This window comes from Pseudomonas entomophila (genome assembly GCF_029193575.1).
Lineage (GTDB): Bacteria > Pseudomonadota > Gammaproteobacteria > Pseudomonadales > Pseudomonadaceae > Aquipseudomonas > Aquipseudomonas entomophila_G.
Genome location: NZ_JARGCS010000025.1, coordinates 1 through 16,740, shown reverse-complemented (window position 1 = coordinate 16,740; position 16,740 = coordinate 1). Strand labels below are relative to the sequence as shown.

Annotated in this window: 15 protein-coding genes; 7 read left to right on the top strand and 8 right to left on the bottom strand. The window is 66.4% G+C overall.

All coding sequences use genetic code 11. The annotated features are described in order from the left end of the window. Positions 1–84: 84 nt before the first annotated feature. Positions 85–1,032 (bottom strand): DMT family transporter, encoded by a 948-nt coding sequence (locus tag P0Y43_RS12345; protein WP_275637548.1) that lies wholly within the window; start codon positions 1,030–1,032, stop codon positions 85–87. A gap of 84 nt (positions 1,033–1,116) precedes the next feature. On the opposite strand from P0Y43_RS12345, the gene P0Y43_RS12340 reads away from it, so the two are divergent. Beyond that, the gene (locus tag P0Y43_RS12340) at positions 1,117–1,680 is read left to right on the top strand and encodes a helix-turn-helix domain-containing protein (RefSeq protein ID WP_275637547.1); all 564 of its coding nucleotides are present in this window, start codon (positions 1,117–1,119) and stop codon (positions 1,678–1,680) included. 50 nt (positions 1,681–1,730) lie between these two features. Here the strand turns inward: P0Y43_RS12340 and P0Y43_RS12335 are convergent, their stop codons facing one another. Next, positions 1,731–2,288: a cysteine hydrolase family protein gene (locus tag P0Y43_RS12335; protein ID WP_275637546.1), complete on the bottom strand. Its 558-nt coding sequence runs from the start codon at positions 2,286–2,288 to the stop codon at positions 1,731–1,733. An 86-nt stretch (positions 2,289–2,374) separates the two neighbouring features. On the opposite strand from P0Y43_RS12335, the gene P0Y43_RS12330 reads away from it, so the two are divergent. Then, the gene (locus P0Y43_RS12330) at positions 2,375–3,358 is read left to right on the top strand and encodes a GlxA family transcriptional regulator (RefSeq protein WP_275637545.1); all 984 of its coding nucleotides are present in this window, start codon (positions 2,375–2,377) and stop codon (positions 3,356–3,358) included. A gap of 27 nt (positions 3,359–3,385) precedes the next feature. Here P0Y43_RS12330 and soxR read toward each other — a convergent pair whose 3' ends face one another. Continuing rightward, entirely contained in the window at positions 3,386–3,853 is a 468-nt protein-coding gene (gene soxR, locus P0Y43_RS12325) for a redox-sensitive transcriptional activator SoxR (protein ID WP_275637544.1), read from the bottom strand. Between the two features lie 86 nt (positions 3,854–3,939). Here soxR and P0Y43_RS12320 point away from each other — a divergent pair, with 86 nt between their 5' ends. Next, a complete protein-coding gene (locus P0Y43_RS12320; RefSeq protein WP_275637543.1) occupies positions 3,940–4,320 on the top strand; it encodes an antibiotic biosynthesis monooxygenase in 381 nt (126 codons plus the stop codon). Here P0Y43_RS12320 and P0Y43_RS12315 read toward each other — a convergent pair. From P0Y43_RS12315 to P0Y43_RS12305, 3 genes are read right to left on the bottom strand one after another with little or no spacing between them, the layout of a single operon-like run. Then, positions 4,299–5,069, bottom strand: a complete 771-nt coding sequence (locus P0Y43_RS12315) for an alpha/beta hydrolase family protein (RefSeq protein WP_275637542.1) — start codon at positions 5,067–5,069, stop codon at positions 4,299–4,301. The genes P0Y43_RS12320 and P0Y43_RS12315 overlap by 22 nt on opposite strands. Further along, positions 5,053–6,171, bottom strand: coding sequence for a DUF3182 family protein (locus P0Y43_RS12310; protein ID WP_275637596.1), 1,119 nt, complete (start codon positions 6,169–6,171; stop codon positions 5,053–5,055). Before P0Y43_RS12310 ends, P0Y43_RS12315 begins: the two co-directional genes overlap by 17 nt. Positions 6,172–6,220: 49 nt before the next feature. Next, the gene (locus tag P0Y43_RS12305; RefSeq protein ID WP_275637541.1) at positions 6,221–7,720 is read right to left on the bottom strand and encodes an efflux transporter outer membrane subunit; all 1,500 of its coding nucleotides are present in this window, start codon (positions 7,718–7,720) and stop codon (positions 6,221–6,223) included. 74 nt (positions 7,721–7,794) lie between these two features. On the opposite strand from P0Y43_RS12305, the gene P0Y43_RS12300 reads away from it, so the two are divergent. The 4 genes from P0Y43_RS12300 to P0Y43_RS12285 all read left to right on the top strand — a co-directional run bounded on the left by P0Y43_RS12300 (position 7,795) and on the right by P0Y43_RS12285 (position 14,675). Further along, on the top strand, positions 7,795–8,433 hold the full coding sequence (locus P0Y43_RS12300; RefSeq protein WP_275637540.1) for a TetR/AcrR family transcriptional regulator: 639 nt from the start codon (positions 7,795–7,797) through the stop codon (positions 8,431–8,433). Between the two features lie 64 nt (positions 8,434–8,497). Next, positions 8,498–9,586: an efflux RND transporter periplasmic adaptor subunit gene (locus P0Y43_RS12295; RefSeq protein WP_275637539.1), complete on the top strand. Its 1,089-nt coding sequence runs from the start codon at positions 8,498–8,500 to the stop codon at positions 9,584–9,586. Continuing rightward, on the top strand, positions 9,583–12,645 hold the full coding sequence (locus P0Y43_RS12290) for an efflux RND transporter permease subunit (RefSeq protein ID WP_275637538.1): 3,063 nt from the start codon (positions 9,583–9,585) through the stop codon (positions 12,643–12,645). The genes P0Y43_RS12295 and P0Y43_RS12290 overlap by 4 nt, the downstream gene beginning before the upstream one ends. A 221-nt stretch (positions 12,646–12,866) precedes the next feature. Next, on the top strand, positions 12,867–14,675 hold the full coding sequence (locus P0Y43_RS12285) for an aminopeptidase P family protein (protein WP_275637537.1): 1,809 nt from the start codon (positions 12,867–12,869) through the stop codon (positions 14,673–14,675). Positions 14,676–14,723: 48 nt separating this feature from the next. Here P0Y43_RS12285 and P0Y43_RS12280 read toward each other — a convergent pair whose 3' ends face one another. Together P0Y43_RS12280 and rhtA are read right to left on the bottom strand one after the other, a co-directional pair. Beyond that, a complete protein-coding gene (locus P0Y43_RS12280; RefSeq protein WP_275637536.1) occupies positions 14,724–15,005 on the bottom strand; it encodes a hypothetical protein in 282 nt (93 codons plus the stop codon). Positions 15,006–15,194: 189 nt separating this feature from the next. Beyond that, the gene (rhtA, locus tag P0Y43_RS12275; protein ID WP_275637535.1) at positions 15,195–16,082 is read right to left on the bottom strand and encodes a threonine/homoserine exporter RhtA; all 888 of its coding nucleotides are present in this window, start codon (positions 16,080–16,082) and stop codon (positions 15,195–15,197) included. Positions 16,083–16,740 lie beyond the last annotated feature (658 nt).

Genomic DNA, 16,740 nt, shown 5'->3' with positions numbered 1-16,740 from the left:
GCTGTCGCAGAATCCTACAAAGACGGTGTGAGAAGCGGCTTTTTTATAACAGTTTTTTTCAAAGCATAGCCGTTATTGTCGCCTTCAACGCCCCGGCTCGCCTTCGCGCGCGCCCACACCGTCGTGCGCCAGCGGCGCGCTGGCGCGGCGAATCTTCAGTTCGCTGACCACCACGGCGACCACGATCAGCAGTGCGCCGATCAATGCCACCCCTGGCAGACGCTCGCCAGCGATGCGCCCGACGATGCCGGCCCACACAGGCTCGCCGGCATAGATCAGGGTGGCGCGGGTGGGTGATACGGACTTCTGCGCCCAGTTCATCGCCACTTGGATGACTGCGCTCATGGCGCCCAGGCCAATGGCGCTGCCCAGCAGCAGCCAGGAGAAATCTGGCAGCGCCTCGCGGGTGGGCACGATCATCAGGAACGACAGCACCGAGGCGGTAGCCAACTGCACCACGGTGACCCGGCGCACGTCGACCTTACCGGCGTAGCGACTGATCAGAATGATCTCGCCGGCGATCGCCACCGCGCTCACCAGGGTCACCAGTTCGCCTTCGCTGAAGTGCAATGCGCCGCCCTCGGGGCCGGCCAGCAGCATCAGGCCGACGAACGCCAGGCCGATGCCCAGGCTCGGCATCAGCCCGGGGCGGCGGCCCAGCACCAGCCATTGCAGCAGGGGCACGAAAGGCACGTAGAGTGCGGTGATGAACGCCGATTGGCTGCTATTGATGGTTTGCAGGCCCATCGTCTGCAAGCCGTAGCCGAGCATGATCGACACGCCGATCAGCACCCCGGCCTTCAATTCGGTGAAGGTCAGCCCCGGCAGCGCGCGTGCCGAGACGATGCCGACGAACAAGGCGGCGGCGGCGAAACGCAGGCCGACGAAGAACATCGGGCCGCTGACGGTCATGACGTTGTGCACGATCAGGAAGGTGCCGCCCCACAGCATGGTGATGAACACCAGTACCAGTTCGGCCTTGCTCAGGCGAAAGGAAACGGACGGCCGTGGGCCGTGCTTGCTCGGGGTCATGGTCTTGCGCACTCGGCAGGGGCGGCGCACAATCGCCGCGAAAGTGGGCAGTATACTGCGCAACCCCTACCAGTGAGCAATATAGTGCACAAAGATTCCGCGCACCGCGCCTCGGTGCTTCAGCACGTCAGCCAGAACATCCGCCGCCTGCGCAACGCCGCCGGCCTCAGCCAGACCGCCCTGGCGGAAACCTCCGGGGTCAGTCGACGGATGCTGGTGGCGATCGAGGCTGGGGAGAAGAACGTCAGCCTCACCACGTTGGACTTGATCGCCGAGGCTTTGGGCGTGGCCTTCAGCACCTTGATCCAGGCGCCCGACCAGCGCGACCCTGGGCGCATCAACGAATTGGCCTGGGCCGGCGAGCATCCCGACAGCCGCGCGATGCTGCTGGGTAGCAGCCCGGCGCGACGTGAGGTAGAGCTGTGGGCCTGGACCCTGGCGCCGGGTGAACACTACGCTAGCGAAGCCGACGCCGAGGGTTGGAGCGAGCAGATCTTCGTCACCGAAGGCTGTCTGACGCTGGTGATCGAAGGTGGCGAGTTGCGCCTGGGCACCGGTGAGTTCCACATCTTCCCCAGCGACTGTCGCTACGCCTATCGCAATGATGGCGAGGTGCCTACGCGCTTTGTGCGCAACGTGGTCATCTGAGCGTTCAAGCGGGACCGCAAGGCGGTCCCGGCATTCGAAAGAGCCCGCCTTCAGCTCGCGTATTCTCCCAGCAGCGTCTCTGTGCTCTCCACTCGTGCATAGGCAAAGGCCAGCGCCGCCATGGCTGCCGAATGCACTTGCGCCGCCGGTACCGTTTCGCCGGCGAAGTCCAGCGGCAGGGTGGCGCAGGCATCGTTGGCCACGCTGACCTGGTAGCCGAAATCGGCGGCGGCGCGTGTGGCGGCGTCGATGCACATGTGGCTCATGCTGCCGGTGATGGTCAGCGCCTGGATACCCTGCTGGTCGAGGATCGCCTTCAGGTCGGTACCCAGGAACGCGTTGACCTGGTGCTTGAGCACAACCGGCTCGCCGGCCGCCGGGGTGACCTTGGCGTGGATCGCAGCGCCTTCCGAGCCGGGGGCGAAGAACGGTGCATCGGCCGAGGCGAACTCATGGCGCACGTGCACCACCAGGTCGCCACGCTCGCGTGCCGCGCCCAGCAGGCGGGCGGCGTTGTCGGCGGCGGCGTGGGCGTGGTCGAGGGTCCATTTGCCACCTGGGAAGTAGTCGTTCTGGATATCGATGAGGATCAGGGCCTGTTTGCTCATGGTGCGTGCCTCCTTGGGCAGTAGTCGTGGTGTGCTGATAGTTATAGGCTTGGACGACCTGCTTGAGGATTGGCGCGATCTACACAATGACGGCAAAAACTGACACCCCGCTCTGCCTGGAGATCGGCGTGCTGCTCTACCCCGGGGCGCAGGGCGCAGCCGTGCATGGCTTGACCGACCTGTTCACGGTGGCCAACCGCGTCGCCGACGAACTCGGCGCCAGCGAACTGCCGCGGGTGCGGGTCAGCCACTGGCAGGCCGACGCGGCCGGGCAGTTGCAAGCGGTGCATGACAGTCAACCGCAGGCGTCCCACGCAGTACGCGTGCTGGTGGTGCCACCGAGCCTGGGGCAGGCGCCGCAACCGGCGTTGCTGGCGTTGCACGGTGCGCAGCTGCGCCAGTGGCACGAGCGCGGCACGGTGCTGGCGTCGGTGTGCATCGGGGTGTTCTTCATCGCCGCCAGCGGGCTGCTCGATGGCCGCTCGGCCACCAGTCATTGGAACTACGCGCAAGCGCTGGCCGAGCGCTTCCCGCGGGTGCGGGTGGAGGCCAGCCAGCCGGTGCTGGACGATGGCGACATCATGACCTCCGCCGGGTTGATGGCCTGGACCGACCTGGGCCTGCGCTTGCTGGAGCGCTTCCTGGGCGCGACCCTGGCGCGTGAGACGGCGCGCTACCTGGCGGTCGAACCCGTGGCCACGGCGCTGCCTGGGGCGGTGTTCAGTCCGCGCCTGGAGCATGGTGACGAAGCGGTGTTGAAGGTCCAGCACTGGTTGCAGGGCAGCGGCGCGCGCGAGGCGAGCCTGGCGAGCATGGCCGAGTGCGCAGGGCTTGAGGAACGCACCTTCCTGCGGCGTTTCCGCGCCGCCACCGGGTTGCGGCCGACCGAGTACTGCCAGCAGGTGCGGGTGGGGCGAGCGTGCCGGTTGCTGGAGTTCACCCGGCGCAGCGTCGACCAGATCGCCTGGGGCGTGGGTTATCAGGACCCTGGCGCGTTTCGCAAGGTGTTCCAGCGGGTTACCGGGGTGACGCCGAGTGATTATCGGCGACGGTTTGCCGTGTTGGGGTGAGGGCCCGCACAGACCCAAAAAGCCAGGTCACACCACCGCCTGCTCAGGCGGATGAGGCCCCGGCCCTTCCTCAGCCAGCCGATCATGGTGATTGCGCAGCGGGCATTCCTTCAGCGACATGCAGCCACAGCCAATGCAACCATCCAGCTGGTCGCGCAACATCACCAGCTCATCGATCCGACGGCTCAGGTCATCACGCCAACGTGCCGAAAAGCGCTGCCAGTCCTCGGCCGTCGGCGTATGCCCCTTGGGCAGCGTGCCCAGCGCCTCAGCGACCTGTGCCAGCGGCACGCCCAGGCGCTGGGCCATCTTGATCACCGCCACCCGGCGCAGCATCGCCCGTTCGTAGCGCCGCTGGTTGCCAGCGTTGCGGCTGCTGTGGATCAAGCCTTTGGTTTCATAGAAGTGCAGGGCGGTCACGGCGACGCCGCTGCGCGCTGCCAATTGGCCGACGCTGAGCAGGCGATCGGGGGATAAGGGCGCCTTGACGGGCATTGGATAAAATCCTTGACCTTGAGTTAACTAGAGGTTTTACCCTGCTCGCCATCACGCTGCAAGCAACCAGAGCAAGGAGACTGTCGATGGCGGCCCAACCCCATTCCCTGTGGTTCACCCAGATGATCGAGTACGAAGTGCCAGCGGCCCGGCAACAGGCGCTGGCCGAGGCCCTGGTGCTGCGCGCCGAGCAGATCGCCACGCGCTGCGAGGGGCTGTTGGGGGTCAGCGTGCAGGCCAGTGAAGACGGCAGCCGCGTGCTGCAGTGCCTGCAATGGCAGTCGCGCCACGAATGGGCGGCAGCGGCGCCATGCTTCGTCGAGGAGCCGTTCCTCGACCTGCTGCAGCGGCACCAGGCGCGCGGCGTCAATTTCACCGCCTATCAAGCCCTGCGCAGCCTGGTGCGGGGAGTTGATGGCGGCCTGCACTGCCAGGTCGGCGAGGCTCAGGCATACCAGGGCGCGTAGTGCGGATAGCGGTCCAGGCGCGCGCCGATGACCATTTCACCGACCCAGGCGGTGAGGATGGCGCTGTAGGCCTTCTGGCTTTCCTCGCTCGACAGAGCGTGGTCGGCACCGTCGACGGTGCGATGGGTCAGGGAGTGCGCGCTGACGAACGCCGAGCGGTAGCTCATCAACGTGCTGTGGGGCACGTAGTCGTCCTGTTCCGACTCCACCAGCAGCACGTCGCCGGCGAATTCGGCGCAGGCGGCCAGGGCGCGGTTGTCGGCCGGGCCCAGTGGGCTCAGGCGGTAGGCATTCAGGCGCTGGCGGTCGAGCCCCTGCTTGGGCATGTTCCACTCGTCGTCCCAGTACAGCGCTGGCACCCGCAGTGCCAACCATTTCACCGGGCGTCGAGCCGTCAGCAGGGTTGCCAGGTAGCCGCCGTAGCTGCTGCCGATCACGGCGATGGCGGCGGGGTCCACGTTCGGGTGGCTGGCCAGACGGTCGTATGCAGTCAGCAGGTCGGCGAGGTTCTGCTCGCGGGTTACCGTCAGGCGCTGGCTCTCGGTTTTTTCATGGCCGCGCAGGTCGAAGGTCATGCACACGCAGCCCAGGCCGGTGATCTGCCGGGCGCGGGCCAGGTCGCGCTGCTGGCTGCCGCCCCAGCCGTGGACGAAGAGAATGCCGGGCATCTGGCCGCCGGGGCTGACCAGGGTGCCCGCGATGCGCTCGCCCTCGACGTCCAGTTCCACGGTTTCACTCTGGATGCTCATGCTCGCGGATCCGCGCGAATTTGCTGAAGAGTCCGAGTTCACTGTCTTCCCCCTGGTAGAAAAGTGTCGCGTCGGCAGGCAGCTGCGGCCTGCCGAACACCTCGTGGGTGGAGGCCCGCACGCGTCGCAGCGCCGGGTCGTCGGCAAACGCCTGCGCGGCCAGCAGCTCGGCGCTGCTGGCGCCCCCCAGGCGCCAGGATTGCTCCAGCACGCCACTGCGCAGGTGGCCGTGGCGGTCACGGCCACGGGCAATGTCGTAGTTACGGCGTGAGGCGATGAAGCCGGGGAAGTGGCGCTCGGCGGCTTGTTCGTAGGTCATCGCCTGGTTGATCGCCAGGCGCAGGTGGTCTTCCATTGGCAGTTGCAGCAGCGCCTGGTAGTCGCCGCGCACCACCACCAGGTCGGAGCCGCCGTAGACTTCCTGGCCCGTGTGGTCGCGGGTCAGTTGCTGGGTGCCGTGGTAACTGCAGGTCAGACCCGCGACCCTGACCTGGCCGACGCTGAAGGTTTGCACCTCGCTGAGGTCTTCCTCGAGCACTAGCCCCCACAGCGCCAGGTCGGCATCGTCCATGGCGGCGAGCAGGGGCTCTAGTTGCTCCAGTCGCTCGATCACCACTTGCCCGCGCCCGGCGCAGGCCCTCACTGGCTTGAGCCGCACAGGGCCTTCGCGCAACAGCAGCTCGGCGGCGCGGCGAGCGTCGTCCTTGGCGAACACGCTGTAGCCGCGCAGCAGGGCGTCGCTGGCCTGCTGGGCGAAGGCGTCGGTCCAGCCGGTCGGGAAGCAGGCGTCGGCGGGCAGGGGGTGGGAGATGGCCTTGGTGGCCATGTACGGCGCGCTGACCAGGCCGCCGAACAGGTCCAGCTCGCCTTGGATACCCAGCGGCGCGTAGCGCGCCGGGTCGATGAGGGTTTCGGTGGGCAGGTAATAGTAGTGGTCGTCGGCCGTGGGCGGGCGTTCCGGCGTCACGTGCGGCACGCCGAGCAGGCGCGCCAGGTACTCGGCGAGCTTGTGCTGCACGGCGCGCTCGTGGTCGGGGGTGTGCTCGCGGGTGTCGAGCAGGACGACGGCGGCTTTCGGCGTTGCTGCTTGGGGCATGGCGATCCCATCCGCTTGGTGGCGTCTATGGGACTGTGAAGCCGTCGGGTCCGGTTTAGTTCAGCGCAAGGGATCGATGGCGGCTGGGCGGTTGCTCGGCGGCGGTGCCATTCCAGCCGCCGCCCAGGGCCTTGTACAGCGCCACTGCCGAGGCCGAGGCGGCGTACTCGGCGTCCAGCCGTTCGGCCTGCACCGCTTGCAGGCGTGCCTGGGTTTCCAGCAGTTCGATATGGCTGGCGTTGCCCTGGCGGTAGCTGGCCAGCACGGCGTCGCGGGCGCTGGCCCGGGCGCGTTCGCTGGCATCCAGCAGGCGCGCGCGGCGTTCGCCTTCGAGCAGGGTGCTGATCGAGGTCTCCACTTCGGCGCTGGCTTCGAGCACGCGTTGGCGGTACTCGGCGAGTTGCCCGGCATAGCCGCCCTTGGCACCTTGCACCTCGGCGTCGACCCGGCCGAAATCGAACAGGCGCCAGCGCAGGCCGAGGGTGGCGGCGGCCTTGCCGGCATCGCTGCTGAGCAGGTTGCCGGCGTGGGTAGTGGTGCTGCCGAGCAGTGCCGACAGCGACACCTTGGGGTAGTACTCGGCCAGCGCTTGGCCAATGCGTTCGTTGGCGGCGGCCAGGCGGCGTTCGGCGACGATCAGGTCCGGCCGCCTGCGCAGCAGCGCTGCGCTGCCACCGGCGGCCGCGATGCGTGGCGCGCTCGGCAGTGGTGCGGGATGGTCGAGGTCGGCGTCCGTAGTGCCGGGTTGGCGGCCCAGCAGTACGTCGAGGTGGTTGCGCGCCGCGGCCAGGCGCGCGCGCAGGGCAGGCACCGCGGCCTCGCTCAGGGCCAGCTCGGCACGGGATTGTTGCAGTTCTCGATCGGGCGCCAGGCCGCGGTCCTTCAGGGTGTTCACCAGCCCCTCGATATCGGCCTGGGTGCGCACCTGCCGTTCGGCGACGTCCAGCCGCGCCTGCAGCAGCCGTACCTGCAGGTAGCCGTCGATCACCCCGGCGGCCACCTGGATACGTGCCGCCGCTTGGCCGGCCTGGGCCGCCTGGTACTCGGCCAGTGCGGCCTGCGCACCGCGACGCAGACCGCCAGCCAGGTCGATTTCCCATAGGCTCGACACACCGGCGTCGTACAGCGAACCGCTGCGCTCGAAGCCGGGCAGCACATTGCGCTCGGTGGCCACCAACGGGTCCTGCAGTGATTGCCGCGCATGGCTGGCATCGACGCCCGCTCGCGCCACCGGGAACAACTCGGCGCGGGCGCCCTGGGCGTAGGCCCGGGCCTGTGCGCGGCGGGCCATGGCCTGCTCAAGGGTGAGGTTCTCGTGCAGCGCGGTGTCGACCAGGCGGTCGAGCACGGGGTCGGCGAAGCCTTGCCACCAACGTTCGAACGGCACCTCCGGCGCGTTGGCCTGGTGTTCACCGAGGGCGTTGGCGCCGATGAACTGCTCGGGGCTGTGCAGCGCGGGTTGACGGTAGTCGGGGCCGACCATGCAACCGCCGATGCCCGCGAGGGCCGCCAGCGCGAGTACACTGTGCGTGCGCCTGATCAGGTGCCGAGTCATTGCAGTATCCTCAGAAAGATTGATTGTTTACAGTATTCTTAAATCGTTACTTGCCTGTCAATGGACCCCGACTCATGAACCCGTCCCCCGACCCTCAAGCGATCGAGCTGCCATCCTCTGGCCAGCGCGGCCCTGCCGAGCATGACCGACGCCTGCAGATCCTGCGGGTGGCCGACCAGCACTTCAGGCAGTTCGGCTACCGCAAGACCACCGTCGCCGACCTGTCCAAGGCCCTCGGCATCACCACCGCGTACATCTACCGGTTCTTCGAGTCCAAACAGGCGATCGGCGAGGCGATCGTCGCCATGGTGCTGGGCGAGCTGGACAACGAACTGCGTCGGCTGATCGCCGAGGAGTCTTCGGCGACCCGAAAATTCAGGGTGTTCACGCGCCAAGCGCTGTTTTTGAGCCACGCGCTGTTCATCAACCAGAACAAGCTGTTCGAGCTGGTCGCGGTGGCTGCCGAGGAGCGCTGGTGTACCGCCACTGGGCACTGGCAGGCGCTGACCGACATGGTCCAGTCGATCATCGAGGAGGGGCGCGCCAGCGGCGAGTTCGAGCGCAAGACACCGCTTGACGAGGTGGTGCTCGGCATCCACGAGGCGCTGATTCCCTACACCCATCCGGTGACCATGGAGCAGCGGGGCCTGCCTGAGTTGGAAGCCGGCATGAACGCCGTCACCGGGTTGGTGCTGCGCAGCTTGGCGCCCTAGAGTAGTTTTCAAGTTGACACATTCGTAACCTGTAAACAAAATGCCTCCAAACGAGGAGGCGTCCATGTCAACCTATGCTCATCTGCGTGTCATCCTGGCCCCTGTCGCTGCCGGCCTGTTGCTTGGCGGCTGCGGCGACGCGGCTTTTCCCGACCCCCGTGTCGATCACCCACCGCTGGTCAGCACGGCGCGGGTCATTAGCGACCCAGGCGCACAGGTGCGGCGCTTCACTGGCGTGGTCGCGGCGAAGGTCGAGAGCCCGATTGGTTTTCGCGTCGGCGGTAAAGTCGCCCAGCGTCTGGTTGACGTCGGCCAGCGGGTCAAGCGCGGCCAGTCGTTGATGCGCCTGGACCTGGCGGACTTCGACCTCGACGTGCGCAACCGCCAGGCTGCGGTAGAGCAGGCCCGCGCAGCGATGGTCAAGGCCGACGCCGATTTCACCCGGGTGCAGGGGCTGGTCGATGTCGGGGCGATCTCCGCCCGTGACTTCGACCAGGCCCAGGCGGCGCGCAACGGCGCCCGCGCGGCCTGGGAGGCGGCCAGCAGCCAGCTGGCGCTGGCGCGCAACAGCCAGGACTATGCCGACCTGCGCGCCGACAGCGACGGTATCGTGGTCGAGCGCCTGGCCGACAGCGGCCAGGTGGTCGCCGCCGGCCAGCCAGTGTTGGTGCTGGCCCAGGACGGCGCCCGCGAGGCGTTGGTGGACCTGCCGGAAACCCTGCGTCCGGCATTGGGCTCCAGCGCCACCGCACGCCTTTACGGCCAGGCCGGGCAGGCATTCACGGCGCGACTGCGCGAGCTGTCCGGCGCCGCCGACGCGCAGAGCCGCACCTACCGCGCCCGTTACGTGCTCGACGGCGACACCCGCGAACTACCGCTGGGCGCCACGATAGTGATCAGCATTCCCACCTCGGGCGGCGAGGTGCGCGAGGTGCCGCTCGCCGGCCTCTACGACCGTGGTGAAGGCCCTGGTGTATGGGTGGTGGCCAGCGACAACACCGTGCACTACCGGCCCGTGAAGGTACTGCGCATCGAGGACGAGCGTGCCCTGGTCGGCGAGGGCGTGGCGCCGGGCGAGTTGCTGGTGGCTTTGGGTGTGCATCAGTTGCACGAGGGGCAGCAGGTGCGGGTGGTGGAAGGGCAGCAACCATGACCGGTTTCAACCTTTCCGCCTTGGCCGTGCGTGAGCGCGCGGTCACTCTGTTCCTGCTCATCGCGATCTTCGCTGCTGGTACCCTGGCGTTTCTCAAGCTTGGCCGCGCCGAAGACCCTGCCTTCACGGTCAAGCAGATGACCCTGGTCACCGCCTGGCCCGGCGCCACCGCCCAGGAAATGCAGGACCTGGTGGCCGAGCCGCTGGAAAAGCGTCTGCAGGAGTTGCGCTGGTACGATCGCAGCGAGACCTTCACCCGCCCCGGACTGGCCTTCACCACCCTGGTGCTGCGCGACAGCACGCCACCGCGCGAGGTGCAGCAGGAGTTCTACCAGGCGCGCAAGAAGGTCCGCGACGAGCAGCAGAACCTGCCGCAGGGCGTCTCGCGCACGCTGATCAACGACGAGTATTCCGACGTCACCTTCGTCCTCTACGCCCTCAAGGCCGCCGGCGAGCCGCAGCGCGTGCTGGCGCGCCAGGCCGAGGCCCTGCGTCAGCGCCTGCTGCACGTGCCGGGGGTGAAGAAGGTCAACATCATTGGCGAGCAGCCGGAGCGAATCTTCGTCGACATCGCCCATGACCGGCTGACCACCCTGGGCCTGTCGCCCAACGACATCTTCGCTGCCCTGCATCGACAGAACGCGGTGACCCCGGCCGGCTCCATCGAAACCTATGGCCCGCAGGTGCAGGTGCGCCTGGACGGCGCGCTGAACAGCCTGGAGCAAGTGCGCGAGACGCCCATCGAGGTCAATGGCCGCACCCTCAAGCTGGCCGACGTGGCCGAAGTGCACCGTGGCTACGAAGACCCGGCGACCTTCCTGGTGCGCAACGGCGGCGAGCCGGCGCTGCTGCTCGGCGTGGTCATGCGCGAGGGCTGGAACGGCCTGGAGCTGGGCCAGGCGCTGGAGCAGGCGCGCGCAGGTATCGCCAGTGAATTGCCGCTGGGTATGTCGCTGAGCAAGGTCACCGACCAGTCGGTGAACATCCGCGAGGCGGTCGGCGAGTTCATGCTGAAGTTCTTCGTCGCCCTGGCCGTGGTCATGGTGGTGTGCCTGCTCAGCCTTGGTTGGCGGGTCGGCCTGGTGGTGGCGGCGGCGGTGCCACTGACACTGTCGGCGGTGTTCGTGATCATGCTCGCCACCGGGCGCGATTTCGACCGCATCACCCTGGGTTCGTTGATCCTCGCGCTGGGCTTGCTGGTGGACGACGCGATCATCGCCATCGAGACCATGGTGGTGAAAATGGAGGAGGGCTACGACCGCCTGCGTGCCTCGGCCTACGCCTGGAGCCACACCGCCGCGCCGATGCTCTCGGGCACCCTGGTGACCATCATCGGTTTCCTGCCGGTGGGTTTTGCCATGAGCACTGCGGGCGAATACGCCGGCAACATCTTCTGGATCGTCGCTTTCGCGCTGCTTGCGTCGTGGCTGGTGGCGGTGGTGTTCACGCCGTACCTCGGGGTCAAGCTGCTGCCACGCATCGCCCCGGTCGAGGGTGGCCACGCCGGTATCTATTCCACGCCGAACTACCAGCGCTTCCGGCGCTTGCTGGGGTGGGTCATCCAGCGTAAGTGGTGGGTCGCGGCGCTGGTGGTGGCCAGTTTCGTGGTGGCAGTGATGGGCATGGGCGCGGTGCGCAAGCAGTTTTTCCCGTCGTCCGACCGTCCCGAGGTGCTGGTGGAAGTCCAGCTACCTTACGGCTCGAGCATCGAGCAAACCCGTAGCGCCACCGAGACCGTGGAGAAATGGCTGGCGAAGCAGGCGCAAAGCCAGATCATCACCTCGTACATCGGCCAGGGCGCGCCGCGTTTCTACCTGGCCATGGCGCCAGAGCTGCCTGATCCCTCGTTCGCCAAGATCGTCGTGCTCACTGCCAGCGAGCATGACCGCGACACACTCAAGGTCAACCTGCGCGAGGCGGTTGCCAATGGGCTGGCGCCCGAGGCGCGGGTACGCGTGACGCAATTGGTGTTCGGCCCGTACTCGCCGTTCCCGGTGGCGTTCCGTGTGGTCGGACCGGATGCCGACAAGGTGCGTGGCATCGCCGACCAGGTGCGTGCGCTGATGCAGGCCAACCCGCAGATGCGCACGGTCAACACGGACTGGATGGAGCGCGCGCCGGCCCTGCACCTGGCGCTGGACCAGGACCGCCTGCAAGCCTTCGGGCTGAGCTCGGCCCAAGTCGCCGAACAGTTGCAGTTCCTGCTCAAGGGCAGCGCCGTGACCCAGGTGCGCGAAGACATCCGCAAGGTCGATGTGGTCGCCCGCAGCGCTGGCGACACCCGCCTGGACCCGGCCAGGCTCGGAGACTTCAGCCTGGTGGCCAGTGGCGGCCGACGGATCTCGCTGGCCCAGGTCGCCGACATCACGGTGCGTGCCGAAGACCCGCTGCTGCGCCGACGCGACCGCGAGCCGACCATCACCGTGCGTGGCGACATCGCCGAGGGCCTGCAGCCGCCGGACGTGTCGATGCAGGTCTGGAAGGAGCTGCAACCGCTAATCGGCCAGTTGCCCAGTGGCTACCGCATCCAACTGGCCGGTGCGATCGAGGAGTCGGCCAAAGCCGATGCGGCGCTGGCGCCGTGGTTCCCGATCATGGCGATCCTGACCATGATCGTGATCATCTTCCAGGTGCGTTCGTTGTCGGCGCTGGCAATGGTGCTGGCGACCGCGCCGCTAGGGTTGGTGGGGGTGGTGCCGACCTTGCTGCTGTTCCACCAGCCGTTCGGCTTCAACGCGCTGATCGGCCTGATTGGCCTGGCCGGCATCCTGATGCGCAACACGCTGATCCTGATCGGCCAGATCCACACCAACCAGGCCGACGGGTTGGCGCCGTACGACGCGGTGGTCGAGGCCACCTTGCAACGGGCGCGACCGGTGCTGCTGACAGCGCTGGCGGCGGTGCTGGCGTTCATTCCGCTGACCCAGTCGGTGTTCTGGGGCACCCTGGCCTACACGTTGATTGGCGGCACCCTGGGCGGCACCTTGCTGACGCTGATGTTCCTGCCGGCGTTGTACGCCATCTGGTTCAAGATCGCGCCGGCCAAGGTCGCGGCGTAAGCGGGCGGGCGCCCTGGTGGCTTGCAGGTGCCGCTGGGGCGCTACTCGCCAGGCAACGCGGCAGGCTTCACCCTGTAACCCTCCATGCAGGCCGAGGAGCAGGCGCGCCATTTAGTAGCCCAGGCCCTGGGGGCTAGCGACGCGAGGGGATTGCTGGCGCCTGCGGGCTGCTCCATTATCGGCGTTTCGGAACCGTTGAAGATGTGAACGCAGGAGTGCGCATGAACAGTCAGTCCCCCCTTCAGGAAACCGGGCCGGCGCGCCTGGCGCGTGTGCGCGAGGCCATGGCCAGGGAAGGCGTCGATGCCTTGCTGGTGCCCTCTGCGGACCCGCACCTGTCGGAATACCTGCCCGGTCACTGGCAGGGGCGCCAGTGGTTGTCCGGTTTCCACGGCTCGGTCGGCACGCTGGTGGTCACTGCGGATTTCGCTGGCCTTTGGGCCGATAGCCGTTATTGGGAGCAGGCCGAGAAGGAGCTGAACGGCAGCGGCATCGTGCTGATGAAGCTGATGCCGGGCCAGCCGGGCGCCCTGGAGTGGCTGGGCGAGCAGGTCCCGGCGCAGGGCGCGGTGGCCGTCGATGGCGCGGTCATGGCGCTGGCCTCGGCGCGCCAGCTCGGCGAACGCCTGCAGGCGCGTCAAGTACGCCTGTTGACCCACCTCGACCTGCTGGGCCAGATATGGAACGACCGCCCGGTGCTGCCGGGCAACCCGGTCTACCAGCACCTGCCCCCCCACGCCACGGTCAGCCGCGCGGAGAAGCTCGCTGAACTGCGGCGCACCCTGGCCGACAAGGGCGCCGATGCACACTTCATCGCCACGCTGGATGACATCGCCTGGTTGTTCAACCTTCGCGGTAGCGATGTGTCCTACAATCCGGTGTTCGTTTCCTTCGCGCTGGTCAGCCAGGAACGTGCGGCATTGTTCGTTGGCCGCGACAAGATCGATGACCATCTGCGCCAAGTGCTGGCCGCCGACGGTATCGAGGTGCGTGACTATGCCGACATCACCCAGGCGCTGGCGGCCATCGCCCCGGGCAGCCGCCTGCTGGTGGACCCGGCGCGGGTCACCTGTGGCTTGCTCGACCACCTCGACGACCAGGTGCGCCTGGTCGAGGGGCTCAACCCGAGCACCCTGAGCAAGTCGCGCAAGGGTGAGGAAGACCTGGTGCACATTCGCCAGGTGATGGAGCAGGACGGCGCGGCCCTGTGCGAGTTCTTCGCCTGGTTCGAGGCCAACCTGGGCCAGCAGACCATCACTGAGCTGACCGTCGACGAGCAATTGAGCGCGGCCCGGGCGCGGCGCCCGCACTTCGTGTCGCTGAGCTTTTCGACCATCGCCGCCTTCAATGCCAATGGCGCGATGCCCCACTACCACGCCACCGAGCAATCCCACGCGGTGATCGAAGGCGATGGCCTGCTGCTGATCGATTCCGGTGGCCAGTACTTGGGCGGCACTACCGACATCACCCGGATGGTGCCGATCGGCACGCCGAGCCTGGAGCAGAAGCAGGATTGCACGCGTGTACTTAAAGGCATGATCGCACTGTCGCGGGCGAGCTTCCCGCGCGGCATCCTGTCCCCGCTGCTCGATGCCATCGCCCGTGCGCCGATCTGGGCCGAGCAGGTCGACTACGGCCATGGCACCGGGCATGGGGTGGGCTATTTCATGAACGTTCACGAGGGGCCGCAGGTGATTGCTTACCAGGCCGCGACCACGCCGCAGACGGCCATGCAGGCGGGCATGATCAGCTCGATCGAACCGGGCACCTATCGGCCGGGTGGCTGGGGCGTGCGTATCGAGAACCTGGTGGTCAACCGCGAGGTGGGCAAGAGCGCCTTTGGCGATTTCCTCGCCTTCGAGACCTTGACGCTTTGCCCGATCGACACCCGCTGCCTGCTGCCGGAGCGGCTTAGCGCCGAGGAGCGTGGGTGGCTCAATGGCTACCACCAGACGGTGCGCGAACGGCTCGCACCGTTGCTCAAGGGGGAAGCGCTGGAGTGGCTGGAGCGGCGCACGGCGCCGGTCTGATCCGCGCGGAAATGCACAAGGGCAGCTAGAAGCTGCCCTTGTGGTGTTTCATTTGCAGATGACGATCATGCTGCGGCTGGTGTAGCCGGCGGGGTTGATCCCGAACACATAGTCGCCGGGCTCCTCGTCGCTGTCGCCGGAGCGGGCGATGACCTTGTAGCCTTTGTTGCCGCAGGAGGCCGCCGCGTTGCTGTAGCACTTGTCCCACGACGACGAGAGGCCTGAGCAGTTGATGTGCAGGCCTTTTTTGCCCCGCTTGACCTCGGTCTTGGCTGTCGCGGCGCACCCAGCAATGGCCAAGATGGCCAGGATGAGAATAATACGTTTCATTCCTGTCCTTAATAGTAAGGGTATCGGTACATCGTCCGACCCTGCTGTTGTCGCTTGGTTCTTCCTGAACACTCCTGCGTCCGTGCCCGGCCCAGTAGATAGCCCGCGGATTATGATTTTGTGACAGCTTAAACAGCCTGGCAGGTGGGTACAAGGCGCGCGCGTACCCAAATGACAACATTTCTCAAATCAATCAGCGGCCACCGCAGGCGTGGTTTCGCGTTTCATCGACAGCGTGGCGCCCACCGAGGCGGTGATGATGGCGAGGATCGCCAGCCATTGGGCAAAGGTCAGCACTTCTCCGAGGAACAGCAAGCCAGAAAGCGCACCGAACGCGGGCTCGATACTCATCAGCGTGCCGAAGGTGCGCGCGGGCATGCGCGTCAAGGCGACCATCTCGAGGCTGTAGGGCAGGGCGGTGGAGAGGATCGCCACACCCAGGGCCACAGGGATCAGCGCAGGCGTGAGCAGCGCGCTGCCGGCATGCACGATACCGATGGGGGCGACGAAGAGCGCGGCGATCAGCACACCGAGCGCGGCGGTCTGGATGCCATTCTCCGCACCGGCACGCTGGCCATAGAGGATGTATAGCGCCCAGCACACGCCGGCACCCAGCGCGTAGCCCGCACCTGCCAGGTCGATGGCATTGCCGGCTTGACCCACCGGGATCAACAGCAGGAGACCGGCAATGGCCAAGGCGATCCAGAGGAAGTCCAGGGCGCGGCGCGAGGCGAGGATCGCCACGGCCAGCGGTCCGGTGAACTCGAGGGCCACGGCGATGCCCAGTGGCACGGTGCGCAGGGACATATAGAAGAGGAAGTTCATGCCACCCAGCGCCATGCCGTAGATGATCACGTTACGCCAGGCATTACTGTTGAGCCGGGCGCGCCATGGGCGCAGTAACAGCAGCATGAATAAGCTGGCGAATATCAGGCGCAGTGTGGTGGTGCCCTGGGCGCCGACGATGGGGAACATGGTCTTGGCCAACGAAGCGCCAGACTGGATCGAAGCCATGGCGATCAGCAGCAGGCCAATGGGGAACAGCGTGGCGACCAGGCTGCGGGGCTGGGTATTCATTTGGGGCAGGCAGTCCTTTCAGGGGGGGAGGCAGGGAGGTGCGCAATATAGTGCGCAATCAGGAGGCGCTACTGCAACCCGCATTCATGCGCTCCGTCGCTGCAAGGTCCCTGTAGCGGGCTTGCCCCGCGATGGGGTCCGTCCAGGCGGCGCCTTTCTTTCTTTTTCAATATTTCTGAAATAAAGGGTTGACGGAGTTTCCGAGGCCCTTATAATGCGCCCCACTTCCGACGTAGTCGAAGCGCAAAATTCCTTGGTAATCAACGAGTTGAGCGATTCAGGTAGTCTCGGAAGTGCTCGATCGACAGGTCGGCAGCGGTGAAAAAGGCAGTTGACAGCAGGTTGTAACGCTGTATGATTCGCCTCCCGCTACGAGCGATCGCAGCGAGTCAAGTGTTTGAAGTGAAACGAGTTTCTCGCAAAAAACTTCAAAATAAACGCTTGACAGACTTTGAGGAAGGCGTAGAATGCGCGCCTCGGTTGAGACGAAACGCTCTTAACCAAACGCTCTTTAACAAATTGAATCAAGCAATTCGTGTGGGTGCTTGTGAGTATGGACTGATCGTCGCCAAGATTATCAGCATCACAAGTGGCCATGCGAGAAATCACATAGTCATTTGAGATTGCTGAGCCAAGTTTAGGGTTTCTTAAAAACCCA

Coding starts and splice junctions, on each gene's coding strand:
- P0Y43_RS12300 (WP_275637540.1), top strand. CDS start 7,795: ATGAACCCGTCCCCCGACCCTCAAGCGATCGAGCTGCCATCCTCTGGC.
- P0Y43_RS12315 (WP_275637542.1), bottom strand. CDS start 5,069: ATGAGCATCCAGAGTGAAACCGTGGAACTGGACGTCGAGGGCGAGCGC.
- soxR (WP_275637544.1), bottom strand. CDS start 3,853: ATGCCCGTCAAGGCGCCCTTATCCCCCGATCGCCTGCTCAGCGTCGGC.
- P0Y43_RS12280 (WP_275637536.1), bottom strand. CDS start 15,005: ATGAAACGTATTATTCTCATCCTGGCCATCTTGGCCATTGCTGGGTGC.
- P0Y43_RS12305 (WP_275637541.1), bottom strand. CDS start 7,720: ATGACTCGGCACCTGATCAGGCGCACGCACAGTGTACTCGCGCTGGCG.
- P0Y43_RS12335 (WP_275637546.1), bottom strand. CDS start 2,288: ATGAGCAAACAGGCCCTGATCCTCATCGATATCCAGAACGACTACTTC.
- P0Y43_RS12345 (WP_275637548.1), bottom strand. CDS start 1,032: ATGACCCCGAGCAAGCACGGCCCACGGCCGTCCGTTTCCTTTCGCCTG.
- P0Y43_RS12330 (WP_275637545.1), top strand. CDS start 2,375: ATGACGGCAAAAACTGACACCCCGCTCTGCCTGGAGATCGGCGTGCTG.
- P0Y43_RS12285 (WP_275637537.1), top strand. CDS start 12,867: ATGAACAGTCAGTCCCCCCTTCAGGAAACCGGGCCGGCGCGCCTGGCG.
- P0Y43_RS12295 (WP_275637539.1), top strand. CDS start 8,498: ATGTCAACCTATGCTCATCTGCGTGTCATCCTGGCCCCTGTCGCTGCC.
- P0Y43_RS12320 (WP_275637543.1), top strand. CDS start 3,940: ATGGCGGCCCAACCCCATTCCCTGTGGTTCACCCAGATGATCGAGTAC.
- P0Y43_RS12290 (WP_275637538.1), top strand. CDS start 9,583: ATGACCGGTTTCAACCTTTCCGCCTTGGCCGTGCGTGAGCGCGCGGTC.
- rhtA (WP_275637535.1), bottom strand. CDS start 16,082: ATGAATACCCAGCCCCGCAGCCTGGTCGCCACGCTGTTCCCCATTGGC.